Origin of the sequence: Bacillus cereus group sp. MYBK15-3, from assembly GCF_051916765.1 — a bacterium.
In the GTDB taxonomy this organism is placed as follows: Bacteria; Bacillota; Bacilli; order Bacillales; family Bacillaceae_G; genus Bacillus_A; species Bacillus_A cereus.
This window is the reverse complement of record NZ_JBQAHG010000012.1, coordinates 40,607-63,082: the sequence shown is the minus strand read 5'-3', so window position 1 is coordinate 63,082 and position 22,476 is coordinate 40,607. Positions and strand designations below refer to the sequence as shown.

Sequence of the window (22,476 nt, the reverse complement as noted above, 5' to 3'; positions counted from 1 at the left end):
TAATGATGGCAGAGAGGTCACACCCGTTCCCATACCGAACACGGAAGTTAAGCTCTCTAGCGCCGATGGTAGTTGGGACCTTGTCCCTGTGAGAGTAGGACGTTGCCAGGCTAATATTATTCCGCAGTAGCTCAGTGGTAGAGCTATCGGCTGTTAACCGATCGGTCGTAGGTTCGAGTCCTACCTGCGGAGCCATTATGCTTCCATAGCTCAGCTGGTAGAGCACTTCCATGGTAAGGAAGAGGTCACCGGTTCAAGCCCGGTTGGAAGCTTGGGAATAGGTTTAAAACTTTTTTGGCCCGTTGGTCAAGTGGTTAAGACACCGCCCTTTCACGGCGGTAACACGGGTTCGAATCCCGTACGGGTCACCACTTTTGGAGGATTAGCTCAGCTGGGAGAGCACCTGCCTTACAAGCAGGGGGTCGGCGGTTCGATCCCGTCATCCTCCACCATATATATTTAAAATGTCGGAGGGGTAGCGAAGTGGCTAAACGCGGCGGACTGTAAATCCGCTCCTTCGGGTTCGGCAGTTCGAATCTGCCCCCCTCCACCATTTTCTTTAAAATAACCTGAGAGGGTTTATTTTTTTGAAAAGATAACCATACTAGTAAATATTAATGGGCTATAGCCAAGCGGTAAGGCAACGGACTTTGACTCCGTCATGCGCTGGTTCGAATCCAGCTAGCCCAGCCATTTACGAGCCATTAGCTCAGTTGGTAGAGCATCTGACTTTTAATCAGAGGGTCGAAGGTTCGAGTCCTTCATGGCTCATCATTTTTGCGGAAGTAGTTCAGTGGTAGAATACAACCTTGCCAAGGTTGGGGTCGCGGGTTCGAATCCCGTCTTCCGCTTAACTAATAAGGGGCCTTAGCTCAGCTGGGAGAGCGCCTGCCTTGCACGCAGGAGGTCAGCGGTTCGATCCCGCTAGGCTCCATCTAAATAAAAAAGCTTACATCATATGATGTAAGCTTTTTTTGTTTTTAAAAAGACAACTTTTATACTTGTCGTTTAAAATGAAGAAAACGTAAAAATAAGGGATGGGGAGATAATTGTGAAAGTTGTTATTGCATCTGATTCATATAAAGAAAGCCTAAAAGCTATAGAAGTATGTGGAGCTATTGAAAGAGGTTTTAGAGCAATTTTTCCTAATGCAGAGTATGTGAAAATACCAATTGGAGATGGAGGAGAAGGGACGGTTGAATCACTTGTTGATGCTACAGGGGGGAGAATTATATCAATTAGTGTGACAGGACCGCTTAGAGAAGGTATACAAGCTTTTTATGGCATTTCTAAAGATAAAAAGACAGCGTTTATTGAAATGGCAGCAGCATCAGGATTACAGCACGTTCCAGTTGAAAAGCGCAACCCACTTATTACAACGACAAAAGGAACAGGAGAACTTATATTACATGCGCTAGATCAAGGAGTGGAGTACATAATTTTAGGACTTGGAGGAAGTGCTACAAATGATGGTGGGGCAGGTATGTTAGCAGCTTTAGGAGTAAGATTTATAAATGACAAGGGTGAAGTAATAGATCCATCTGGAGGCACATTACATTCGATTGTTGCTATTGATTTTTCACGAATGGACCCCCGCTTAAAGGGGGTAAAGATAGAAGCGGCATGTGATGTGGATAATCCATTAGTCGGAATGCAGGGAGCATCTTTCATATTTGGGAGACAAAAGGGTGCAAATGTAGAGATGATGAAAGAGCTAGATGAGAATTTACAACATTATGCGAATATGCTTAAACAATATGTATCTTTTGATGTATCTGAAATACCTGGTGCAGGGGCAGCGGGAGGAATGGGAGCGGCTGTTATTTCAGTGTTAAAGGGAGACTTGCGGAGGGGCATTGAAATTGTATTAGATTACACAAATTTCAATAAACATATAGAAGATGCAAATCTCATTATAACTGGTGAAGGTAGAATAGATAAACAAACTGCATATGGAAAGGCTCCTGTGGGTGTTGCGGGGCGTGCGAAACGTTTTTCTGTGCCTGTAATTGCTCTTGGAGGGTCTGTATCATCTGATTATTCAGCTGTGTACGAGAAAGGAATAGATGCGGTATTTAGTATTACAACGAGACCGATGACACTAGAAGAAGCATATAAAGTAGCAGAAGAAAATATTGAAATGACAACAAAAAATATTGCAATAGTATGGAAAATAGCATCAGAAAAACACTTCTAAATGTAGGAGTGTTTTATTATTATTATTTAATAATAGTGATTGCGATTGTTTCATTAAGTTAACTTTATACATAGAATAGTCTTGAAATTTGGTTTTCAGTATGAATATAAGTGAATAAATTGTATATCCATACAGAAAAATGTCGAGTTGAGTCAGACTATATAAAAGATTTAAAATATTTAGTGAAGGCATAAAAGGGGGATACTATCTATGAAAAAAGAAATCTCAGTTATTGGAGTTCCAATGGATTTAGGACAGATGCGTCGTGGAGTTGATATGGGACCGAGCGCGATCCGTTATGCAGGGGTAATTGAAAGAATTGAAGAAATTGGATATGACGTTAAAGATATGGGAGATATATGTATAGAGAGAGAAAAAGAGATAGATGAAAATACAAAATTAAGAAACCTTACACAAGTTGCAACTGTATGTAATGAATTAGCAAGTAAGGTGGATCATATTATAGAAGAAGGTCGTTTTCCACTTGTATTAGGTGGTGACCATAGTATTGCTATCGGTACATTAGCTGGTGTAGCAAAACATTATAAAAACTTAGGCGTTATTTGGTATGATGCACATGGTGATTTAAATACAGAGGAAACTTCACCATCTGGAAATATTCATGGTATGTCACTTGCAGCAAGTTTAGGTTATGGACATTCTTCACTTGTAGATTTATACGGAGCATATCCAAAGGTGAAAAAAGAGAATGTCGTAATTATCGGTGCGCGTGCATTGGATGAAGGAGAAAAAGATTTCATTCGCAATGAAGGTATTAAAGTGTTCTCAATGCATGAAATTGATCGTATGGGGATGACGGCTGTTATGGAAGAAACAATCGCATATTTATCTCATACTGATGGTGTACACTTATCATTAGATTTAGACGGTCTTGATCCTCATGATGCACCAGGTGTTGGAACGCCTGTAATTGGCGGTCTATCTTATCGTGAAAGTCATTTGGCGATGGAAATGTTAGCAGAAGCTGATATTATCACATCTGCTGAATTTGTTGAGGTAAATACGATTTTAGATGAGAGAAATAGAACGGCAACAACAGCAGTTGCTTTAATGGGTTCTTTATTCGGTGAAAAACTAAAATAAATGTAAGAAAAGCAACTGAGAAGTTGCTTTTTTTATTTGAAAATAGGCGTATAATAATGATTTATATTATACTGTACAATAAAAATGTTTGACATCTTACCAATTTGAGCTAAAGGGGGTTGTTTGTAATTGTCGTTTGTTTCATGTATGGTATAATTAACTAGTTGTTGGAAATACATACAGATAGAGCATAAAACAATATTTCAATATATGGATAGAATTGCTCGTAAGTAGGAGGAAGGGATAGCATGCCTTTTGAAGATACGACCATTTTGAAATATCTTAGTACGGCATTAGATATTGCCATTGTATGGTTTATTATATATAAGCTAATTCTTATAATCCGAGGGACAAAAGCTGTTCAACTTTTAAAAGGGATTACAGTTATTATCGTCGTTAAGATGATCAGTATTTTCCTTGAATTGCGTACGCTATCTTGGCTAACTGAACAAGTATTAACGTGGGGATTTTTAGCCGTTATTATTATCTTTCAGCCAGAATTGCGAAGAGCACTTGAGCAGCTAGGGCGCGGAAGTTTATTTTCGCGTGTTGGAACGCATGAGGATGATGAACCTGAAATGGTTGCAACAGCGATAGCAAAAGCAACCGAATATATGGGGAAACGTAGAATTGGTGCATTAATTACTTTGTCAAAAGAGACCGGTATGGGTGATTATGTGGAAACGGGTATTCCGCTGAATGCAAACGTATCATCGGAATTACTTATTAATATTTTTATTCCAAATACACCTCTTCATGACGGAGCGGTAATTATGCAAGGAAGTACAATTAAAGCAGCAGCATGCTATCTTCCATTATCAGAAAGTCCGTTTATTTCTAAAGAATTAGGAACTAGACATCGTGCTGCAATGGGAGTTAGTGAAGTTACTGATAGTATTACAGTAGTTGTGTCTGAAGAAACTGGTCAAATTTCTTTAACGAAAAATGGTAAGTTGCATCGTGATTTGAAGACAGAACAGCTGAAGGATATGTTATTAGCTGAATTTAGTGGAAACGAAAAAACGACTTCTTCGTCTTTATGGAATTGGAGGAGAAAGCGTCATGGATAAGTTAATGGAGAATCATTGGTTTTTAAAAGGGATCTCATTACTATTGGCGTGTATGCTTTTTATGTCAGCGACGTTAACTGAAAAAAATACGACATCAGGTATATTACCTTTTGCAAATGATACGAAAGAAACATTAACTAATTATGCTATTAATCTTAAGTATGATGAGGAGAAATATATTGTAAGTGGTATTCCGGCAGAGGGCGTTAAAGTAAAATTAGAAGGCCCAAAAGCATCAGTTGCTACAGCAAAAGCAAAAAAACAATTTGACATACCGGTTGATTTGCGAGATAGTCCAAAAGGAACTTATGAGATTTCTTTAAAAACGAACGGGCTTCCAGATGATGTGAAAGGAACAGTTCAGCCATCAACAATTAAAGTTACTCTTCATGAAAAGGCGAGAAAATATGTTCATGTAGATCTGAAATTATCAAATGAGGATCAGATGCCAGCGGGGGCTACTCTAGAAAAATCAAGCCTTAAACCGGATACTGTTGAGGTAGTTGGGACGAAAGAAGAAATTGAAAGCATTTCATCTGCCAAAGCGTATGTTGATTTAAAAGGTGTTAATAAAACTGTTACAAAAACGCCCGAAGTTACATTATACAATAAAGAAGGAAAACGTTTAAATGTAAGAACAAGTCCATCTAAGATTAGTGTAACGTTGAATGTGGCAACGCAAAATACAGCCAATAATACTGAAAAAACTGTTCCTGTAACGTATACGAAGAAGGGGAGTTTAGCAGAAGGATTGGCGGTTACAAATATCAGTGTTGAACCGAGAGAAGTAACGATAGCTGGTCCAAAAGATATTTTGGATAATATACAATCGCTAGAGGGGGTCGAAGTAGATCTTAGTCAATTGACAGAGTCTACAACATTCGATGCCTCTGTTTTATTACCCAAGGGTGTAACAAGTGCCAAACCGAATCAAGTGAAGGTTTCGGTGGGAGTGCAAAAAACAAAACAAACGAAAACAAAAACGATTGATGGTATCCCAATCCAGAAAAATGGACTTTCTAAAGATGTTACTGCTCAGCTACTTTCGCCGCAAGATGGAAAGATAAGTGTTGATATTTCAGGAGAAGCAAGTATAGTAGATAAAATAACAGCTGCTCAAATAACAGCGGTAATTAATCTGCAAAATGTATCTCCAGGAACGAAAGATATTTCAATTCAAGTGAGTGGTCCTGGTAATATTTCAATAGAGCCAAAACAAAAAAGTGCTAAAGTTACTATTGTGAAGAAAGAAAAACCAGATAAAGAAGTACAGGGTAACGGTCAACAACCGGATTCAAACACCGATCAAGAAAATCAAAATGAGAAACCAAAAAATCCTGAACCTGATTCAGAAAAAGAACAGGAAAAGAATCAAAACCAAAATCAAAATCAAGATAAAGATAAAGAAACGAGTCAAGAACCAACAGTAGATAATCACAATCAAAAAGAGCAAGAAAAAGGAGCGAATCATAATGGGTAAATATTTTGGTACAGATGGAGTACGCGGAGTTGCAAATAAGGAGTTAACACCTGAATTAGCTTTCAAAATTGGACGTTTTGGTGGTTATGTATTAACAAAAGATACAGATCGTCCAAAAGTAATTATCGGTCGTGATACACGTGTATCTGGCCATATGTTAGAAGGAGCTTTAGTAGCAGGGCTATTATCAACTGGAGCAGAAGTAATGCGCCTTGGCGTTATTTCTACACCGGGCGTTGCTTATTTAACAAAAGCACTAGACGCACAAGCGGGTGTTATGATTTCTGCATCTCATAATCCAGTACAAGATAACGGTATTAAATTCTTTGGTTCAGACGGCTTTAAATTAACAGATGAGCAAGAAGCTGAGATTGAAGCTTTATTAGACAAAGAAGTTGATGAACTACCACGTCCGACAGGTACTAATCTTGGACAAGTGAGTGATTACTTTGAAGGTGGACAAAAATATTTACAGTACATTAAACAAACTGTTGAAGAAGATTTCTCTGGCCTACATATCGCTTTAGATTGTGCACATGGTGCAACTTCTTCTCTTGCTCCATACTTATTTGCAGACCTAGAAGCTGATATTTCAACGATGGGAACTTCCCCAAATGGTATGAATATTAATGAGGGTGTAGGATCTACACATCCAGAAGGCTTAGCTGAATTGGTAAAAGAAAAAGGAGCGGATATCGGACTTGCTTTTGATGGCGATGGCGACCGTTTAATTGCTGTAGACGAAAAAGGAAACATCGTTGACGGTGATCAAATTATGTTCATTTGTGCGAAGTACATGAAAGAAACTGGTCAATTAAAACATAATACAGTTGTTTCAACTGTTATGAGTAACTTAGGTTTCTACAAAGCACTTGAAGCAAATAATATTACAAGTGATAAAACAGCAGTTGGTGACCGCTACGTAATGGAAGAAATGAAGCGCGGAGGTTACAACCTAGGTGGAGAACAATCAGGCCATATTATCTTACTTGATTACATTACAACTGGTGATGGAATGTTAAGTGCACTTCAACTTGTAAACATCATGAAAATGACGAAAAAGCCATTATCTGAGCTTGCAGGGGAAATGACGAAATTCCCACAATTGCTAGTAAACGTTCGTGTAACAGATAAAAAATTAGCATTAGAAAATGAAAAAATCAAAGAAATTATTCGTGTTGTAGAGGAAGAAATGAACGGTGATGGTCGTATTCTTGTTCGTCCATCTGGAACAGAGCCACTTATTCGTGTAATGGCAGAAGCACCAACACAAGAAGTTTGTGATGCATATGTACATCGCATTGTAGAAGTTGTGAAAGCCGAAGTTGGCGCTGAATAATTAGCTGAATTTATATGAAAAAGGAGCACAAAAAGTGCTCCTTTTTCATATGTTTTATAGACGATGAAAAAAATTTCATTGACGGTTTATCCATGTTTGTTATAAGATGGTCTTGTTCTTTTTCTCAAAGGAAATATTGTAAATTATAAAAGCGCCAGAACTACAAATAGTGTAGTTGACGAGGTGGGGTTTATCGAGATTTCGGCGGATGACTCCCGGTTGTTCATCACAACCGCAAGCTTTTACTTAAATCATTAAGGTGACTTAGTGGACAAAGGTGAAAGTGTGATGAGAGAAGAGGAACGGATGAAAACTAGCTGTATAAGTATATACGGACTTAAACCCAATCGAGAGGAAGGTGAAAGCCGTTACAAGCTTACAGGGCTAGCAATATGTAATCCGTTTTTTAGTATAAATAAAAATGGTATCGGACTATGTCGTTACATGTTCGCAGAGCAGTGTAAGCATTTGTAACGGCGACTAAACATGTGTGGAATCGTAGGATTTATTGGAGAGCAAGATGCAAAGGAAATTTTATTAAAAGGTTTAGAAAAGCTAGAATATCGTGGATATGATTCAGCAGGTATTGCAGTACAAGCAGAGAACGGTGTTGTTGTATACAAAGAAAAAGGCCGTATCGCAAAACTTCGTGAAATCGTAGATGAGAACGTAGCAGCAAGCGTAGGTATCGGACACACACGCTGGGCTACACACGGTGTTCCAAGTAAAGTAAACGCGCATCCGCATCAAAGTACATCAAAACGCTTTACATTAGTTCATAACGGTGTAATTGAAAACTATGAATTAGTGAAAAAGGAATATTTACAAGATGTAACGTTCGTAAGTGAAACAGATACAGAGGTTATCGTACAGCTTATGGAACAACAAGTGAGCACAGGATTAAGTGTAGAAGAAGCGTTCCGTAATACGCTATCTCTTTTACATGGCTCTTATGCAATCGGATTACTTGATGCTGAAAATCCAAACATGATTTATGTTGCTAAAAACAAAAGCCCGCTATTAGTAGGTGTTGGTGACAACTTTAATGTTGTGGCAAGCGACGCTATGGCGATGTTACAAGTTACAGATCAATTCATTGAGTTAATGGATAAAGAAATCGTAATCGTAACGAAAGAAAGTATTACAATTAAAAACTTACAAGGTGAAACGATTGAACGTGCACCGTTTACAGCGGAATTAGACGCAAGTGATATTGAAAAGGGAACATATCCTCATTTCATGCTTAAAGAAATCGATGAGCAACCACTTGTAATCCGTAATATAATTCAAAAGTATCAAGATGAAAATGGCGAAATTGAATTAAATCAAGACATCCGCAATGCGATTTTAGATAGCGATCGTATTTACATCATTGCATGTGGAACGAGTTATCATGCAGGTCTTGTTGGAAAACAATTTATCGAGAAGTTTGCAAAAATGCCAGTTGAAGTACACGTGGCAAGTGAATTCTCTTACAACATGCCATTATTAACAGAAAGACCATTCTTCATTTACATTTCACAAAGTGGTGAAACAGCTGATAGCCGTGCAGTACTTGTACAAACAAATGAAATGGGTCATAAAGCATTAACAATTACAAACGTGCCTGGTTCTACGCTTTCTCGTGAAGCTGATTATACACTTCCGTTATACGCTGGACCAGAAATTGCAGTTGCATCAACGAAAGCTTACACAGCACAGCTTGCAGTACTTTCAATTTTAGCGGCTGATATTGCTAAAGCAAAAGGTGAAGTTCTTGATTTCGATTTAACACACGAACTAGGACTTGTAGCAAATGCAATGATAGAACTTTGTGATCAAAAAGAAGAAATGGACGCATTAGCAAAACAATTTTTAGCAACAACGCGTAACTGTTTCTTCATCGGCCGTAGCGTAGACTTCTACGTAGGATTAGAAGGTGCGTTAAAACTAAAAGAAATCTCTTACATCCAAGCAGAAGGATTCGCTGGAGGAGAGTTAAAACACGGTACAATCGCTTTAATTGAAAATGGTACACCAGTTATCGCACTTGCTACACAAGAGCACGTAAACCTTGGAATTCGTGGTAACGTGAAAGAAGTAGTAGCACGCGGGGCTAACCCATGTATCATCTCAATGAAAGGCTTAGAAATGGAAGGTGACAGCTTTGTATTACCAGCTGTACACGAAGCGCTAGCACCGCTAGTAGCAGTTATTCCATTACAACTTATCTCATACTACGCAGCACTTCACCGCGAGTGTGACGTTGATAAGCCACGTAACTTAGCTAAGTCTGTTACTGTTGAGTAGGAGATTGGTAGGTTAATAAATATAGTTATGCGTTTGAAATAAATTTTGATAGTTTATAAAAAAGTCTGATCGTTTATAATAAATTAAAACTAAGAAAAGAACTCTGTAAAAATCATTTTACAGAGTTCTTTTAGTTATTTATTGTTTTACATAACAAATTGTTACTTGTTCGTCTATGTGGAAAATCTGTAATGCTTTACCATCTAAATTTTTAACCTCATATGATGAATAAATAGGTCTTTCCAATTTCACTTCTTGACCATTTTGAGTTCCTTTTTCCACCATTAGCGTTAACTGATGGGAAGAAACGTCTGCTTGGTATGTTCCTGTTAAGTAATTATCTTTATTTGGATAAGAACCATTTGCATATGTTTCAAATGTCTTATCTGCTTTTAGGACTAACGTAGTTTTGACTCCGTCTCCGTAATCAATACCCCAATTACCTACAAGCTCTGTACCGTCTTTATAGTTGTTCTGTACATTCTTAAACTTAGCCGAATCCTCGTCTGGTGTATCAATTTTTCCTTTGAATATACCAGTTTTATTTTGGGTACTGTATGTTTTAACTGTATTACCACTAGATAAACTCGGTGAGTTAGAAGAACTAGTACCACTTGTTGTAGAAGTAGTTGTTGAACTACCCTTAGCTTCCGCTTTTAACTTATCAAATACAGGTTTCCAAATGCGTTTTGCTTCATCTAATTTATTGTTTGCTTTATCTATGATTGCATCATCCGTATCTTTAAGTGTTTTAGAGTAATCAAATAATTTCGATACTTCTTTGAAAGATTCTTTTAACTTTTGAACAGCTTTTACAATTTCCTTATGATCTTCCTTATATTTTCCTGGTGCATCTATACGCTCTATTTTATTAAATACTTTATCTAAGTCTTTAATACTATCTCGTACCTCTTCATTTGACTTACTTCCCTTTTTATTATCCCTCACAGAAGCATCATAGTAATCTAGACGTCTTAATAAGTCTTCTTCAATGTCTACCATAAGTTGTGGGTAATCCTCAGGTAAAACCATAATCATCTTAACATCTTTACTTTCTTCTTTTGAGTTAGTTGATTTTTCCTTTGTTTCAGATGATTTACCTTCTGTCTTAGTTTCTTTACTTTCTTGTTTACCAGATTCAGTATTTGTTTTTTCTTTTTCTCCAAATAAATTAGTTACACTACAAGCTGACATAGAAACTACTAATCCGGATGCTAGTAAAATTTTACCTGTACTCTTTTTGAAATTCTTCATATGATTTTTCAATTCTCCCTCTAAAAACATAAAATAGATGTGCTTTAGCCCCTTTAAAACTAAAAAACATACCCCTTCTATATTTATTTTATAATACCTTTCTATGTATAATATTTTACAATTAATTACAGATTCGGTCAAAATTTATCTTAGTTTAACGATGTTCACAAAAAAGATGCGAAGCTTTATTCTTCAAGTAAAGATTCTAAGTGAGTTTTGATTAAAATTTTTTTATGAAAATCTCATACTTAGTTAAAAAGAGTAATTCTATTTTGATCAATCGTTTTTTCAAAATGAATTTTTTTGTTGTTAAATAAAGATTTGTGACTTCATTTTTATCAAATTTTATTCCAAACCAACATATAGTTATAGCTTTAAAATAAATTTACAAATTTGTATCTAAAAGGGGTGTTTTTGTGTCGAAAAAGAACATCTAAAATTGATAAGCGGAAAGAGCCCTATAGATTAAAGTTTTACTTTATCGGATTCACTTTTATTTATCTGAATTTTCCGTTACTATTTTAAGTATCCGTGAACAATTTCCTTTATTACGACAAGAAGAGACGGTAGATTCATGGACATTACAAGGGGGCTTATTATATGAAAGTGAAAGCAAAAACATATTTAAGTATAGAAGAGATTATTTCATTACCAACCGTATCAAGTACAAACATAAGTGATGATGGTAAAAACGTAGCATTTGTTAAGAAGACGGCTGATTGGAAAGACAATACATATAGGAATCATGTATGGATATATGAAAAAGATAAGAAGCAGAGTTACCCATTATCAAATGGGAATATAGATAGTACACACCCATTATGGTCTCCAGATGCTAGGTGTATCGCATATCTTAGTCCAGTTGGTGATGGGGAAAATCAGATATTTGTTAAGTCGCTAGATGATTATAGCGAAGTTCAAATTACTGATGAGAAAGAAGGAGTCAGTACATTCGAATGGGGGCCTACTGGCAAGGAGCTTTATTATGTTACGCAGTCAAAAGAATGTGAGGAGATAAAGAAACGTAAGGACCTATATGGAGATTTTCAACATATTGGTAAGGAACACCAGAATAATTGTTTATATTACATTGAAATAGAAAAGGTGATACAAAGTGATACAGATGAACACGAGAACAGAGTTGTTTATCAATTAACGGATGGTAAGGATTTTCATATCCATGAATTTGATATTTCAAATGATGGTAAAAAGGTTGTATTTATGGCGACACCAAGCTCAAATATGGCAGATTATATAAATGGAGATCTATACATACTCCATATTAAAGCTGGAGAGCTACAAAAGCTAAATGTGGATAAATTGTTGGGAGGGAGTGTTTGCTTTTCTCCTGACGGCAGTAAAATATGTTACACAGCAAGCATAAGAGAGAAGGATTACTATAGAAACCATATACAAGATAGTACGTTAGAGATATATGATATAAATACCGGAGAGGTAATTCAACCTGTAACAGATTTTGATAGTACGGTTATGCCATTACAGTGGACAGCTAAAGGGATTTTAATTAGGTGGCAGAATAAAACGAATTATCTTATTGGATTGCTAGCCGAAGATGGCACTGTGGAAATATTAAGCGAAAAAGTAGATGGCTTTATAATGGATGCTTCTATAACAAAGGATGGAAATCATATAACCTATAATAAGGCTATAACAAATGAAACCTTTGAAATCTATTTAGACGATAAAAAAATAACGGATGAAAATAGCTTTTTCAAAGGGAAACTTAAAAGTAACAGGGAAATCATCTCATGGAAAAGTAGTGATGGTCTTGAAATAGAAGGTGTTTTATCAACGCCAGTAGAGTTTGACACTAATAAAAAATATCCTTTATTAGTAGTAATTCACGGTGGTCCGGCTTGGGCATCTTTTCCGATATTTTCAGACTGCTTCAATGAGAAATATCCGATTGAACAGTTTGTTGAAAAAGGCTTTATCGTTTTAGAGCCAAATTACAGAGGAAGTTCAGGTTATGGTAATGAATTTTTAAAAGCTAACTATAGAAAACAGGGGATTGCTGACTACGACGATGTTATATCAGGAGTTGATAAACTAGTTGATCAAGGGATAGTAGATAAAGATAGAGTAGGAGTTATGGGATGGAGCAACGGTGGATATGTATCAGCTTTCTGTTCTACATTTAGTAGCAGGTTTAAAGCTATTTCAGTTGGCGGTGGAATAACTAACTGGAGTACCCATTACGTAAATACAGATATACCTTACTTTATTAGAATGTATTTAGGAAATACTCCATGGAATGATCCAGATATATATACGAAGACATCACCTATGACGTATATTAAATCAGCTTGTACGCCTACCTTAATTCAACATGGGGAAAAGGATGCAAGAATTCCAATTACAAATGCATATGATCTATATCAAGGATTAATGGATATGGAAGTTGATACAGAATTAATTATATTTAAAGGAATGGCATATAGTTCTGACCAACCAGGAGTTCATGTGGCTATTATGAAGCAGAACTTGAGGTGGTTTTCACACTATATGCTTGAAGAGAGTATGGAGGGTTTTAGGACTTTGTAATAGATGTTTGTACAAGATATATGATCGAAACGGTCTTCATATTGAGATGATTTATTATAAAATATATACTTAAACTACTATCAGTACATATATCAGGGAGGACTAATATGACAGGAAATAAAAATGACTTATTAGTAGAAAAACGTGAAGAGTTATTGAAAGTATTGCAAGCTCGTTTTGAGAAAAACATGAACCGCCATGAAGGTCTTGAATGGGCTAAAGTTGAGGCGAAGATAGAAGCTAATGCTGAAAAATTATGGTCACTTAACGAAATGGAAGTAACTGGTGGTGAGCCGGATGTTATTGGTTATGATGAAGAAAAGGACGAATATACTTTCTATGATTGTTCAAAGGAGAGTCCTAAAGGCCGCAGAAGTCTTTGTTATGATCTTGAAGCGTTAGAATCAAGAAAAAAGCATAAACCAGAAAATAACGCTATTGATGTTGCCAATGCTATGGGCATTGAACTATTAACGGAAGAACAATATCGGGAATTGCAACAACTTGGAGATTTTGATATGAAATCATCGAGTTGGGTACAAACACCTTCAGATATTAGAGAGCTTGGTGGTGCTCTATTTTGCGATTATCGCTTTGGACATGTTTTCGTGTACCACAATGGAGCAGACTCTTACTATGCTGCCAGAGGTTTTCGTGGTTCGTTAAAAGTTTAAATTAGGATAAATAAGAAAAAGAGCCTATATTCAGGCTCTTTTTCTTATTTATATTTTAAAAGTAAATTCTTACTACGCAGTTTTACTTAATTTATATATTCCGTGGTTGTTTTTACGGAAAAGTTTAGGGAAAACATAGCCATCTAATCCAATACGTCCAGCGTTCTGCCCTGCAACTAAAATGAACATAGTCAAAATAAGCAGGTTTGGGTTTACACTAACAGTTCCGCTTAATAAAAATGAAAGATTCATTATGATTCCGAAAAATGCAGCTGTTTTTGTTAATCCGCCTAAAATTAAACCTAGACCTACTAAAATTTCTCCCCATTGAACTAAAAAGCTAAATAGGTCTGCGTTTGGAAGGACAAAATGTTGAAGGAAATCTGCCCACCAACTTTGTACTGCAGGGTGGTCCCCTGATGCTTGAGCAATAGCACCCTTTAGAAAGCCACTTGCGTCAAAAGATTGTCCGAAGACTTTGCCTATCCCAGCAGCGAACCATGTATATCCTATGTAAAGCCGTAAAAGTAATAATATGAAAGTAGCACGTTTATCAGTTCTTAAAAAATTGATAACCATTGAAATCCCTCCAATATTGTATTTACACGTTTATTATATATCCAATGTGAAAAGATTCACAATGGAGAGAATGTGAACAAGGATAGGTTGTGAATAATTGTTTTATTTTTTGTAACATTTTATCTGCTTTGATAAACTAAGAATAGAGATATATGTAAAGGAGACAAAGACTCAATATGTGGATGAACTTGTAATGATTAGAAACTACTAGATAGATAAATTTTGCTCTCATAAGCGAGGGTTTATTTAGTTATCTGTAAATCATTCAAGGAATGCATATTTGGCTTGTACATCCCTTTTATAAGGATAGGTGTCTATTTTATGTATCTGTCTTTTTTGTGGGAAAGTTTATATCTCTTATATAAAATATGCGTCCTTTAAACTTGGAGGAGTATATGATGAACCAATTAAAAAATAAAGTAGCAGTTATTACAGGGGTAAGTCGTCTAGATGGTATAGGGGCAGCGATTTGTAAAGAATTAGCTGAATCAGGATACGATATATTTTTTACGTATTGGACAGCTTACGATAAAGAGATGCCTTGGGGCGTTGATAAAAATGAACAAATACAATTAAAAGAAGAGTTACTAAAAAACGGTGTTAAAGTATCAAGTATGGAGTTAGATTTAACTCAGAATGATGCACCAAAAGAGCTTATAAATAAAGTTACTGAACAATTAGGGTACCCTCATATATTAATTAATAATGCAGCATATTCTACGAATAATGATTTCTCTACGTTGACTGCTGAAGAATTAGATAAGAATTATATGGTAAATGTTCGTGCGACTACATTGCTCAGTAGTCAATTTTCCCGGGGATTTGATAAGAAATCTGGTGGTAGAATTGTTAATATTACTTCGGGGCAATTTCAAGGTCCTATGGCAGGAGAACTAGCTTATGCGACAACGAAGGGAGCTATTGATGCTCTTACTAGTACGTTGTCAGCAGAGGTAGCTCATTTAGGAATAACAGTGAATGCAATTAATCCAGGACCAACCGATACAGGATGGATGACTGAAGAGATAAAACAAGGGTTAAAGCCGATGTTTCCTTTTGGCAGAATTGGTGAGCCAAGGGATGCAGCTAGACTCATTAAATTTTTAGTAAGTGAAGAGGCCGAGTGGATTACTGGGCAAGTTATTCATTCAGAAGGTGGATTTAAAAGATAAAAAAGAAGGCATCTCACCAGGGTGAGATGCCTTCTTTTTTAATCTTTCTTCAATCTTCGTGCAACACCATTCCCTAAAGACTGTAATCCTTGAACGAGGATAATTAAAATAAAGACGGTTGCATACATTACTTCAGGCTCGTAGCGTAAATGTCCGAAGCGGTATGCTAAATCCCCTAGCCCGCCAGCACCTACAAGGCCAGCCATTGCTGTTGCGCCGATTAAGCCGATCGTTGCGATTGTTAATCCGAGTACAAGGGAGGGACGAGCTTCTTTCACCATGACGTGCCAAATGATTTTTATAGTAGAGACTCCCATCGCTTGGTAGGCTTCAATGACACCGCGATCGACTTCTAGTAAAGCTGTCTCCATTAAACGTGCGATATAAGGGGCTGTGAAGACGACAAGCGGTACGATAACACCTTGCACGCCAATGGACGTTCCCATTAGAAATTTTGTAAAAGGTAAAATAAAGAATAATAGAATGATAAATGGAAGAGAGCGAATGATATTAATAATTGTATTAAGAATAGGATAGATGATTTTATTTTCACGCTGCCCACCAGGTCTCGTTAAAACAAGTGTGACGCCAAGTGGTAATGCAATAAGGATCGAGATGAGTAATGAGATAGATGTCATTTGAAAGGTTTGGATTGTGGCTTCCCATATGACTTTACCCCATTCATCCAAAAAGGACTTGTTTCCCATAATCTGTTCTACCTCCTTCTACGATGATTCCTTGCTCTTGTAAAAATGATAAAGCATGGTGGATTTCATTTTGTTCCCCTTGCATATGAACGACTAGTTTCCCATATGCTTCATGTTTTAACTGCGTAATATTACCGGATAAAATATTCGGATACACTTGGAAACGTTTTGTGGCAACGGCTAAGGCAGGTTCCCCTGAAGTAGTGCCAATAAATGAAAGTGTTACAATTTCTCCAGTACTTTGTAGTTCTTTCTGTACCTCTTTTGGAATTTTCGCTGCAAATGCGCTATTTACAAATTTCTTCGTGGTTACATGTTGTGGGTTTGTGAAAATATCTTTTACAGTCCCACTTTCGACTACAGATCCATGTTCCATAACAGCAACGCGGTCACATATACGCTGGATGACATTCATTTCATGTGTAATGAGTAAAATCGTAATTCCGATTTCTTCGTTAATCTTTAATAACAAATCAAGGATAGAATCGGTTGTTTCGGGATCTAATGCGCTCGTTGCTTCATCACTTAATAACACTTCAGGTTCATGTGATAGCGCACGAGCAATTGCAACACGCTGTTTTTGACCACCAGAAAGTTCGCTTGGATACGCATCTTTTCGATTAAAAAGATCGACAATGCGTAAATACTTTTCTACTCTTTTTTCAATTTCTGCTTTTGGAATGCCAGCAAGCCGTAACGGTAATGCGATATTTTCATAAACGGTAACAGTTTTAAGTAAATTGAATCCTTGGAAGATTATTCCGATTTTTTGTCTCGCTTTTGCTAGTTCTTTTGTCGATAACGTTGTTAAGTCTTGTTCGTTTACAATGATATTTCCTGTCGTTGGTTTTTCTAATAAATTTACACATCGAATCAATGTACTTTTACCAGCGCCACTATATCCAATGATTCCAAATACCTCGCCTTTTTCTACTTTAAGGGAAGTAGACTTAAGAGCCTCAACATTCCCTTTTTTTGTTGTAAATACTTTGGATATGTTTTTTAATTCAATCATTATCGTCAGCTCCTACCAAGATGGTAAAACTGAACCATCAAATTTTTTCTCGATAAACTCTTTTACTTCCTTAGACTGATAAGCTTTCTTTAATTTATTTACAACGGCATCATCTTTATTTTCAGTACGAACAACGACCCAGTTCACATATGGTGAATCTTTTCCTTCGCGGAAGATAGAATCTTTCGCTGGACTTAATTTTGCACCTAATGCAAAGTTTGTGTTAATTGCAGCTGCTTTCACTTCACTTAGTTGCGTTGGTAATTGAGATGCCTCTAATTCGACAATCTTTAATTTTTTTGGATTTTCAATTACATCTTTTGCAGTCGCTTTTTCTGTAGCCTTTGGATCAACTTTTAAAACCCCTGCTTTTTCAAATAATTTTAAAGCTCGAAGTTCATTCGTTGGGTCATTTGGTACAGCAATTGCGTCGCCCTCTTTTAAGTCTTTTACATCTTTTATATCTTTAGAATATACGCCCATAGGGAATGTTACTGTTGAAAATACTTCAGCTAATTTCATATTGCGTTCAGCTTTAAATACATCTAAATACGATTTCGTTTGGTAGCTATTTACATCAAGGCTTTTTTCATCTAAAGATACGTTTGGCGCTACATAATCATTAAATACTTTTATATCAATTTCGAGACCATCTTTTGCTGCAACTTCTTTTACCTTTTCAAAAATTTGTTCATGTGGTCCACCTGTTACACCGACAGTAATCTTTTTCTCGTCTAATGCTTTTACCTCTTTATCTGAACTCACGCTACATGCGCCTAATAATAATACTGCTCCGCTTACAATGCTTAATAATACCTTTTTCATCTATAAATCCCCCTTCATATACGTTCCAAAATAAAAAGCACCTCCCAAAAATAAGAGAGGTGCCGAATAGACGAAATAGATTCCTCTCTTATCTTCCAAAACGAAAACTCGTTTTGCAGGAATTAGCACCTTAGCTTATACGTCATAAGCTCGGTTGCTGGGCATCATCGGGCCAGTCCCTCCGCCACTCTTGATAAGAGTATGTGTATGTAGTTTTGAATATGGTACTAATAGTAAATCGTACAAAAAGAATTGTCAATGATATTTTCTGAATATATTTTATTTTAAGATAATCGAAACATTCCCCTTTTTATGTCCTTTTTCTACATATATATGAGCTTCAGCAATTTCTTCTAATCGGTAAGTTCTATCAATAACAGGTTTTAGCTTTCCTGTTTCAGCTAGTTGTTTTAGTAGGTTCATATCTTCTTTACTGACCTTTGCCATCATTCCGTTCACAGATACATATTTTCCATTAGGCATTAATGCATCTGTACAAAGAGACTTTTTATATTTTCCAACTGCATCAAATATAATATCGTAGTGCTCGCCCTGCTTAGTAAAATCTTCTTTCATATAATCAATTATGTTGTCTGCCCCTAAAGTTGTTACTAAATCGAAATTCGAACTACTACAAATGGCTGTGACAGTCGCCCCGAAGTATTTAGCAAGTTGTATGGCAGCTGTCCCTACTGACCCAGAGGCGCCGTATATAAGTACTCGTTGCCCTTTTTTTATCTGTCCTTTTCTAAGGAAGTGCAATGCTGAAGTTCCGCCGAAAGGAATAACGGCAGCTTCTTCATATGTCACATTGGTAGGTTTTAATGCTATTAATCCACTTTCATGCACGCATGTGTATTCCGCATAACCACCAAGGTTTAGTTCTGTTAATGCAAAAACTTGATCTCCTTTTTTAAATTGTGTTACATCTGTTCCAATGTCTTCGATTTCACCGGATAACTCTACGCCAAGTATAGGTTTTCTCGGTTTTCTGAAACCTAATATGATCCGCATAGGAATCCAAAATAAGAGGGGGCTATTAAAGCCACGTATTCTACAATCTCCAGTCGATACACTTGTTGCGTGAATTTTAACTAATACTTCATTTTTTTTAGGTTTAGGCTTTTCTACATTTTGAAGCTGGAGAACATTAGGTGGTCCGTACTTTGTACAAATAATCGCTTTCATAATGACCTCCTGAAATGAGTTGTTATTATTTACATCATATTTAAACTTTTTCTCAAACATGTTGTTATATAGGAAATAAATTTAAAGATAAATATTACGAATTATATAGATTTCATAGGAAAAGAGATGATATTATTTTTGGGAAGGAGGGGACGTTATGAAAAAACTTATTTTAATTTCAAGTTTAGTACTTGCAGTCGGTCTAGGAGTAGGGTGTAGTAATGAGAAAACAAAAAAGACTGACGAACCGAAAAAAGAAGCTGTGCAGAAAGAAAAGGAATTAACAGCGAAGGATGTTTTTAATAAAGCGAATGAAGCTTTTAAAAACGAAGAAAATGTAACGATGACATATGATGTGGGAATAAAGGCTGAAGGAACAGAGATGAATGTAATAAAGGCTAAAATGCAACTAGAGCCGAAGAAAAGAAATTCTCGTTCTGAAATGAATGTTTCTGGTACAGAGGTTGTTGTTTATGATGTGGGTGGCAAAATTGCTGGTCAGTTAAAAAATCCTAATACGGGTGAAATTATGTCTGTACCAGAGGAACAATTGAATGCTAACGGAATGAACGCGACTCAAGGAATGGTAGATAATTTAGAGATTCCATCGGAAATTTTAAATAAAGTGAAGATGGAGAAAATTGGAGATAATTATAAGCTGAAGTTTGCATTAAAAGGGCAAGAGACAGAGAGTATGCTAGCTAGTATGGATGAAAAGCAGAAACAAATGCTACAAGGCCAAAATGCAAAGATAGAAGAAATAGATGGGGAATATATTATTACAAAAGATTTTAAATATGAATCAGCAAAGATAGATATGGTTATGAGTAGCAATGGTGAGGATAAAGCGCACATTATTACGGATGCAAAGTTTACATCGTATGATAAATTTGATCCAATACAATTGCCAGCAGCAAAGTAATCACTGTCAAGAGAGGTACCTGAAAGAAAGGGTATCTCTTTTTGTTGCTAATAAGGAGAGTGTCCTTTGAAAAAAAGAAAGATAGCAGCGGTCATTGTCGCATATACGGTTTTGCTTGCAACGTCTGTACATACGTATAAAAAACAAATTGATCATCCTATTATGAGTGATGTAGGTAAATTGCTTCCGACAAAAATAAAACGTGTTGAAGGTGCTACGGAAGAGCACTCGTTAATAAAATTAGTGCGAGATGCAAAAGTTTCAGGAGAGAAAATTTCCATTGCAGGCATGCAACATAGCCAAGGAGGACAGACATATTATCCGAATGGCACGATGCTCGATATGAAAGGATATAATAAAATATTAGAATTTGATCCAGAGAAGAAGCGGATTACAGTTCAAAGTGGTGTCACCTGGAATGATATTCAGAAGAAAATAAATCCTTATGGCCTTGCGGTACAGGTCATGCAGTCTCAAAATATTTTTACTGTTGGCGGTTCATTAAGTGTAAATGTACACGGGCGTGATATTCGTCATGAGGCACTGATTGATACAGTAGATTCATTTAGATTGTTAATGGCAGATGGCACGGTACGTAATGTAAGTAGAGAAGAAAATGCAGAGTTATTTCCATATGTCATTGGGGGTTACGGTTTATTTGGAGTTATTTTAGATGTGACGCTGAAGTTAACAGATGATGAATTATATGAAATGCACACGAGAATGATAGATTATAAAGAATACGCATCTTATTTCAAAGAGAAAGTGAAAAGAGATGAGAATGTTCGTATGCACTTAGCGCGTATTTCTGTTGCTCCAAATTCATTTTTAAAAGAGATGTATGTGACAGATTATACTTTGGCACAAAATCAAAATATGAGAGAAGAGTACAGTGAATTAAAGGAAGAAAATATTATAGCTGCACCGAAATTTTTACTTGGTTTATCACGTTATAGTGATTGGGGAAAGAATACATTTTGGGATATACAAAGAGGTTATTTTGAACGTACAGATGGAAATTATGAGACGCGTAATAATGTTATGAGATCAGATAGTGCTTTTATGGAATATGAAAATCCAAATAGGACCGAAGTGTTACAAGAATACTTTGTGCCTATAGATGCTTTCACAGAGTATATAGATGATTTACGTAACGTATTAAATGAAGAAGAGTTTAATTTACTCAACATTACGATTCGTTACGTGGAAAAGAATGAAAATGCAGTTTTGTCCTATGCGAAAGATGATATGTTTGCGCTGGTTCTTTTGATTAACCAGGGACGCTCAGAGAGTGAGATAAAGAAAACAGAGGATGTCATTCGAAAGATGATTGATGTTACTTTAAAGCATAATGGTAGTTACTATTTGCCGTATTATTCTTATCCAACGAAAGAGCAGTTAAAGAGGGCATATCCTCGCATTGAAGAATTTCTCAAGAAAAAGAAGGAAGTAGATTCAGAAGAGAGATTTGTGAATTTATTTTATAGGGAGTATACGAAATGACATATAGAAGATTTGTGGCTTCGCAAAGTATCATCATGATGGCAGGAAGTATGGTATTTCCTTTTTATATATTATTGCTTCGAAACGTTGGAAATAGCTTCTCGCAATTTGGCTGGGCGTATGGCTTATTTGCTTTAACATCAGCACTTGTATATCCACTAGTGGGAAAGGTATCTGATCAAGTAGGGGATAAAAAATTATTAATCATATACGCTTGGTCCATGGCAATCTTAATGCTTTGCTTTCCAATTGCCACGGAAGTTTGGCATGTGTATATTCTTCAAATTGTAATGGGCGTTTTAGGTGCTGTGCAGCGTAATACTGAGAAGACTTCGTTAGCACGAAAGGTTGCGCAGGAAAAGGCTGGTTATGAGATTGGAAAATACCATGTGTGGACATCCATTGGCGGAGCAGTAGCGGTTATTGCCACGGGATATTTAGTAGATTTCTTTACAATTGGTACAATTTTTTATATTGCATCTATTTTATATGTAGTGAGCGGGATTGTATTAAGTAGTAAAAAAATATAACTATTCCTATTTTCACCTTAATACCCTTTATTTGTTATACTAAAAGGGAATACAAAAGAAAAG

Annotated in this window: 19 protein-coding genes, 9 tRNA genes, 1 rRNA gene and 1 riboswitch; of the genes, 23 read left to right on the top strand and 6 right to left on the bottom strand. The window is 36.3% G+C overall.

Going from position 1 to position 22,476, the window contains the following annotated elements; genetic code table 11:
* From rrf to glmS, 17 genes are all read left to right on the top strand, one after another.
* A 5S ribosomal RNA gene (gene rrf / locus ACTFR8_RS29120) occupies nucleotides 1-111 on the top strand; the annotation flags it as partial.
* Nucleotides 112-120: 9 nt separating this feature from the next.
* Nucleotides 121-195, top strand: a tRNA-Asn gene (locus ACTFR8_RS29115).
* A gap of 4 nt (nucleotides 196-199) precedes the next feature.
* Nucleotides 200-272, top strand: a tRNA-Thr gene (locus ACTFR8_RS29110).
* A gap of 24 nt (nucleotides 273-296) precedes the next feature.
* Nucleotides 297-371, top strand: a tRNA-Glu gene (locus ACTFR8_RS29105).
* 5 nt (nucleotides 372-376) lie between these two features.
* Nucleotides 377-452: transfer RNA gene (locus ACTFR8_RS29100), tRNA-Val, on the top strand.
* Between the two features lie 17 nt (nucleotides 453-469).
* Nucleotides 470-553 (top strand) — tRNA-Tyr (locus tag ACTFR8_RS29095).
* A gap of 65 nt (nucleotides 554-618) precedes the next feature.
* Nucleotides 619-693, top strand: a tRNA-Gln gene (locus ACTFR8_RS29090).
* Between the two features lie 5 nt (nucleotides 694-698).
* Nucleotides 699-771 (top strand) — tRNA-Lys (locus ACTFR8_RS29085).
* Between the two features lie 8 nt (nucleotides 772-779).
* Nucleotides 780-851, top strand: a tRNA-Gly gene (locus ACTFR8_RS29080).
* Between the two features lie 10 nt (nucleotides 852-861).
* A tRNA-Ala gene (locus ACTFR8_RS29075) sits at nucleotides 862-934 on the top strand.
* 117 nt (nucleotides 935-1,051) lie between these two features.
* On the top strand, nucleotides 1,052-2,197 hold the full coding sequence (locus tag ACTFR8_RS29070) for a glycerate kinase (protein ID WP_144608445.1): 1,146 nt from the start codon (nucleotides 1,052-1,054) through the stop codon (nucleotides 2,195-2,197).
* Nucleotides 2,198-2,407: 210 nt separating this feature from the next.
* On the top strand, nucleotides 2,408-3,301 hold the full coding sequence (gene rocF, locus ACTFR8_RS29065) for an arginase (RefSeq protein WP_000711563.1): 894 nt from the start codon (nucleotides 2,408-2,410) through the stop codon (nucleotides 3,299-3,301).
* Between the two features lie 248 nt (nucleotides 3,302-3,549).
* Nucleotides 3,550-4,371: a diadenylate cyclase CdaA gene (gene cdaA, locus ACTFR8_RS29060; RefSeq protein WP_001115697.1), complete on the top strand. Its 822-nt coding sequence runs from the start codon at nucleotides 3,550-3,552 to the stop codon at nucleotides 4,369-4,371.
* Complete coding sequence (locus tag ACTFR8_RS29055) at nucleotides 4,364-5,851, top strand: CdaR family protein (protein WP_000359598.1); 1,488 nt, start codon at nucleotides 4,364-4,366, stop codon at nucleotides 5,849-5,851. Before cdaA ends, ACTFR8_RS29055 begins: the two co-directional genes overlap by 8 nt.
* The gene (gene glmM / locus ACTFR8_RS29050) at nucleotides 5,844-7,190 is read left to right on the top strand and encodes a phosphoglucosamine mutase (RefSeq protein ID WP_000521476.1); all 1,347 of its coding nucleotides are present in this window, start codon (nucleotides 5,844-5,846) and stop codon (nucleotides 7,188-7,190) included. Before ACTFR8_RS29055 ends, glmM begins: the two co-directional genes overlap by 8 nt.
* Before the next feature lie 288 nt (nucleotides 7,191-7,478).
* Nucleotides 7,479-7,664, top strand: a complete 186-nt coding sequence (locus ACTFR8_RS29045) for a hypothetical protein (protein WP_001206405.1) — start codon at nucleotides 7,479-7,481, stop codon at nucleotides 7,662-7,664.
* Between the two features lie 12 nt (nucleotides 7,665-7,676).
* Entirely contained in the window at nucleotides 7,677-9,479 is a 1,803-nt protein-coding gene (glmS, locus tag ACTFR8_RS29040) for a glutamine--fructose-6-phosphate transaminase (isomerizing) (protein WP_000334163.1), read from the top strand.
* Nucleotides 9,480-9,617: 138 nt separating this feature from the next.
* On the opposite strand, the gene ACTFR8_RS29035 is transcribed toward glmS, so the two are convergent.
* Entirely contained in the window at nucleotides 9,618-10,745 is a 1,128-nt protein-coding gene (locus tag ACTFR8_RS29035; RefSeq protein ID WP_076775315.1) for a DUF3994 domain-containing protein, read from the bottom strand.
* Nucleotides 10,746-11,333: 588 nt separating this feature from the next.
* Here ACTFR8_RS29035 and ACTFR8_RS29030 point away from each other — a divergent pair.
* Entirely contained in the window at nucleotides 11,334-13,298 is a 1,965-nt protein-coding gene (locus tag ACTFR8_RS29030; RefSeq protein ID WP_252209751.1) for a S9 family peptidase, read from the top strand.
* Nucleotides 13,299-13,405: 107 nt separating this feature from the next.
* Nucleotides 13,406-13,972: a DUF4256 domain-containing protein gene (locus tag ACTFR8_RS29025; protein ID WP_000147389.1), complete on the top strand. Its 567-nt coding sequence runs from the start codon at nucleotides 13,406-13,408 to the stop codon at nucleotides 13,970-13,972.
* 72 nt (nucleotides 13,973-14,044) lie between these two features.
* Here ACTFR8_RS29025 and ACTFR8_RS29020 read toward each other — a convergent pair whose 3' ends face one another.
* Nucleotides 14,045-14,551, bottom strand: a complete 507-nt coding sequence (locus ACTFR8_RS29020; protein WP_000236358.1) for a DoxX family membrane protein — start codon at nucleotides 14,549-14,551, stop codon at nucleotides 14,045-14,047.
* A gap of 395 nt (nucleotides 14,552-14,946) precedes the next feature.
* Between ACTFR8_RS29020 and ACTFR8_RS29015 the strand changes: the two genes are divergently transcribed.
* Nucleotides 14,947-15,723 (top strand): SDR family oxidoreductase, encoded by a 777-nt coding sequence (locus tag ACTFR8_RS29015; RefSeq protein WP_252209752.1) that lies wholly within the window; start codon nucleotides 14,947-14,949, stop codon nucleotides 15,721-15,723.
* Nucleotides 15,724-15,761: 38 nt separating this feature from the next.
* Here ACTFR8_RS29015 and ACTFR8_RS29010 read toward each other — a convergent pair whose 3' ends face one another.
* From ACTFR8_RS29010 to ACTFR8_RS28995, 4 genes are all read right to left on the bottom strand, one after another.
* A complete protein-coding gene (locus ACTFR8_RS29010; protein WP_000527151.1) occupies nucleotides 15,762-16,430 on the bottom strand; it encodes a methionine ABC transporter permease in 669 nt (222 codons plus the stop codon).
* Nucleotides 16,405-17,445: a methionine ABC transporter ATP-binding protein gene (locus tag ACTFR8_RS29005; RefSeq protein WP_000571308.1), complete on the bottom strand. Its 1,041-nt coding sequence runs from the start codon at nucleotides 17,443-17,445 to the stop codon at nucleotides 16,405-16,407. The genes ACTFR8_RS29010 and ACTFR8_RS29005 overlap by 26 nt, the downstream gene beginning before the upstream one ends.
* 12 nt (nucleotides 17,446-17,457) lie before the next feature.
* Entirely contained in the window at nucleotides 17,458-18,270 is an 813-nt protein-coding gene (locus tag ACTFR8_RS29000) for a MetQ/NlpA family ABC transporter substrate-binding protein (RefSeq protein ID WP_000756992.1), read from the bottom strand.
* Nucleotides 18,271-18,355: 85 nt separating this feature from the next.
* A riboswitch (SAM riboswitch) is annotated at nucleotides 18,356-18,470 on the bottom strand.
* 79 nt (nucleotides 18,471-18,549) lie between these two features.
* Nucleotides 18,550-19,458, bottom strand: a complete 909-nt coding sequence (locus ACTFR8_RS28995; RefSeq protein WP_252209753.1) for an NAD(P)-dependent alcohol dehydrogenase — start codon at nucleotides 19,456-19,458, stop codon at nucleotides 18,550-18,552.
* A 157-nt stretch (nucleotides 19,459-19,615) separates the two neighbouring features.
* On the opposite strand from ACTFR8_RS28995, the gene ACTFR8_RS28990 reads away from it, so the two are divergent.
* From ACTFR8_RS28990 to ACTFR8_RS28980, 3 genes are all read left to right on the top strand, one after another.
* Nucleotides 19,616-20,380 (top strand): hypothetical protein, encoded by a 765-nt coding sequence (locus tag ACTFR8_RS28990; protein WP_000733615.1) that lies wholly within the window; start codon nucleotides 19,616-19,618, stop codon nucleotides 20,378-20,380.
* A 66-nt stretch (nucleotides 20,381-20,446) separates the two neighbouring features.
* On the top strand, nucleotides 20,447-21,883 hold the full coding sequence (locus ACTFR8_RS28985; protein ID WP_242785326.1) for an FAD-binding oxidoreductase: 1,437 nt from the start codon (nucleotides 20,447-20,449) through the stop codon (nucleotides 21,881-21,883).
* Nucleotides 21,880-22,413 (top strand): MFS transporter, encoded by a 534-nt coding sequence (locus ACTFR8_RS28980; protein WP_000222367.1) that lies wholly within the window; start codon nucleotides 21,880-21,882, stop codon nucleotides 22,411-22,413. Before ACTFR8_RS28985 ends, ACTFR8_RS28980 begins: the two co-directional genes overlap by 4 nt.
* Nucleotides 22,414-22,476 lie beyond the last annotated feature (63 nt).

Bases quoted from the DNA above. Each gene is read 5' to 3' on its own strand.
- rocF (WP_000711563.1), top strand. From the start codon at position 2,408: ATGAAAAAAGAAATCTCAGTTATTGGAGTTCCAATGGATTTAGGACAG.
- cdaA (WP_001115697.1), top strand. From the start codon at position 3,550: ATGCCTTTTGAAGATACGACCATTTTGAAATATCTTAGTACGGCATTA.
- ACTFR8_RS29055 (WP_000359598.1), top strand. From the start codon at position 4,364: ATGGATAAGTTAATGGAGAATCATTGGTTTTTAAAAGGGATCTCATTA.
- glmM (WP_000521476.1), top strand. From the start codon at position 5,844: ATGGGTAAATATTTTGGTACAGATGGAGTACGCGGAGTTGCAAATAAG.
- ACTFR8_RS29045 (WP_001206405.1), top strand. From the start codon at position 7,479: ATGAGAGAAGAGGAACGGATGAAAACTAGCTGTATAAGTATATACGGA.
- glmS (WP_000334163.1), top strand. From the start codon at position 7,677: ATGTGTGGAATCGTAGGATTTATTGGAGAGCAAGATGCAAAGGAAATT.
- ACTFR8_RS29030 (WP_252209751.1), top strand. From the start codon at position 11,334: ATGAAAGTGAAAGCAAAAACATATTTAAGTATAGAAGAGATTATTTCA.
- ACTFR8_RS29025 (WP_000147389.1), top strand. From the start codon at position 13,406: ATGACAGGAAATAAAAATGACTTATTAGTAGAAAAACGTGAAGAGTTA.
- ACTFR8_RS29020 (WP_000236358.1), bottom strand. From the start codon at position 14,551: ATGGTTATCAATTTTTTAAGAACTGATAAACGTGCTACTTTCATATTA.
- ACTFR8_RS29015 (WP_252209752.1), top strand. From the start codon at position 14,947: ATGATGAACCAATTAAAAAATAAAGTAGCAGTTATTACAGGGGTAAGT.
- ACTFR8_RS29010 (WP_000527151.1), bottom strand. From the start codon at position 16,430: ATGGGAAACAAGTCCTTTTTGGATGAATGGGGTAAAGTCATATGGGAA.
- ACTFR8_RS29005 (WP_000571308.1), bottom strand. From the start codon at position 17,445: ATGATTGAATTAAAAAACATATCCAAAGTATTTACAACAAAAAAAGGG.
- ACTFR8_RS29000 (WP_000756992.1), bottom strand. From the start codon at position 18,270: ATGAAAAAGGTATTATTAAGCATTGTAAGCGGAGCAGTATTATTATTA.
- ACTFR8_RS28995 (WP_252209753.1), bottom strand. From the start codon at position 19,458: ATGAAAGCGATTATTTGTACAAAGTACGGACCACCTAATGTTCTCCAG.
- ACTFR8_RS28990 (WP_000733615.1), top strand. From the start codon at position 19,616: ATGAAAAAACTTATTTTAATTTCAAGTTTAGTACTTGCAGTCGGTCTA.
- ACTFR8_RS28980 (WP_000222367.1), top strand. From the start codon at position 21,880: ATGACATATAGAAGATTTGTGGCTTCGCAAAGTATCATCATGATGGCA.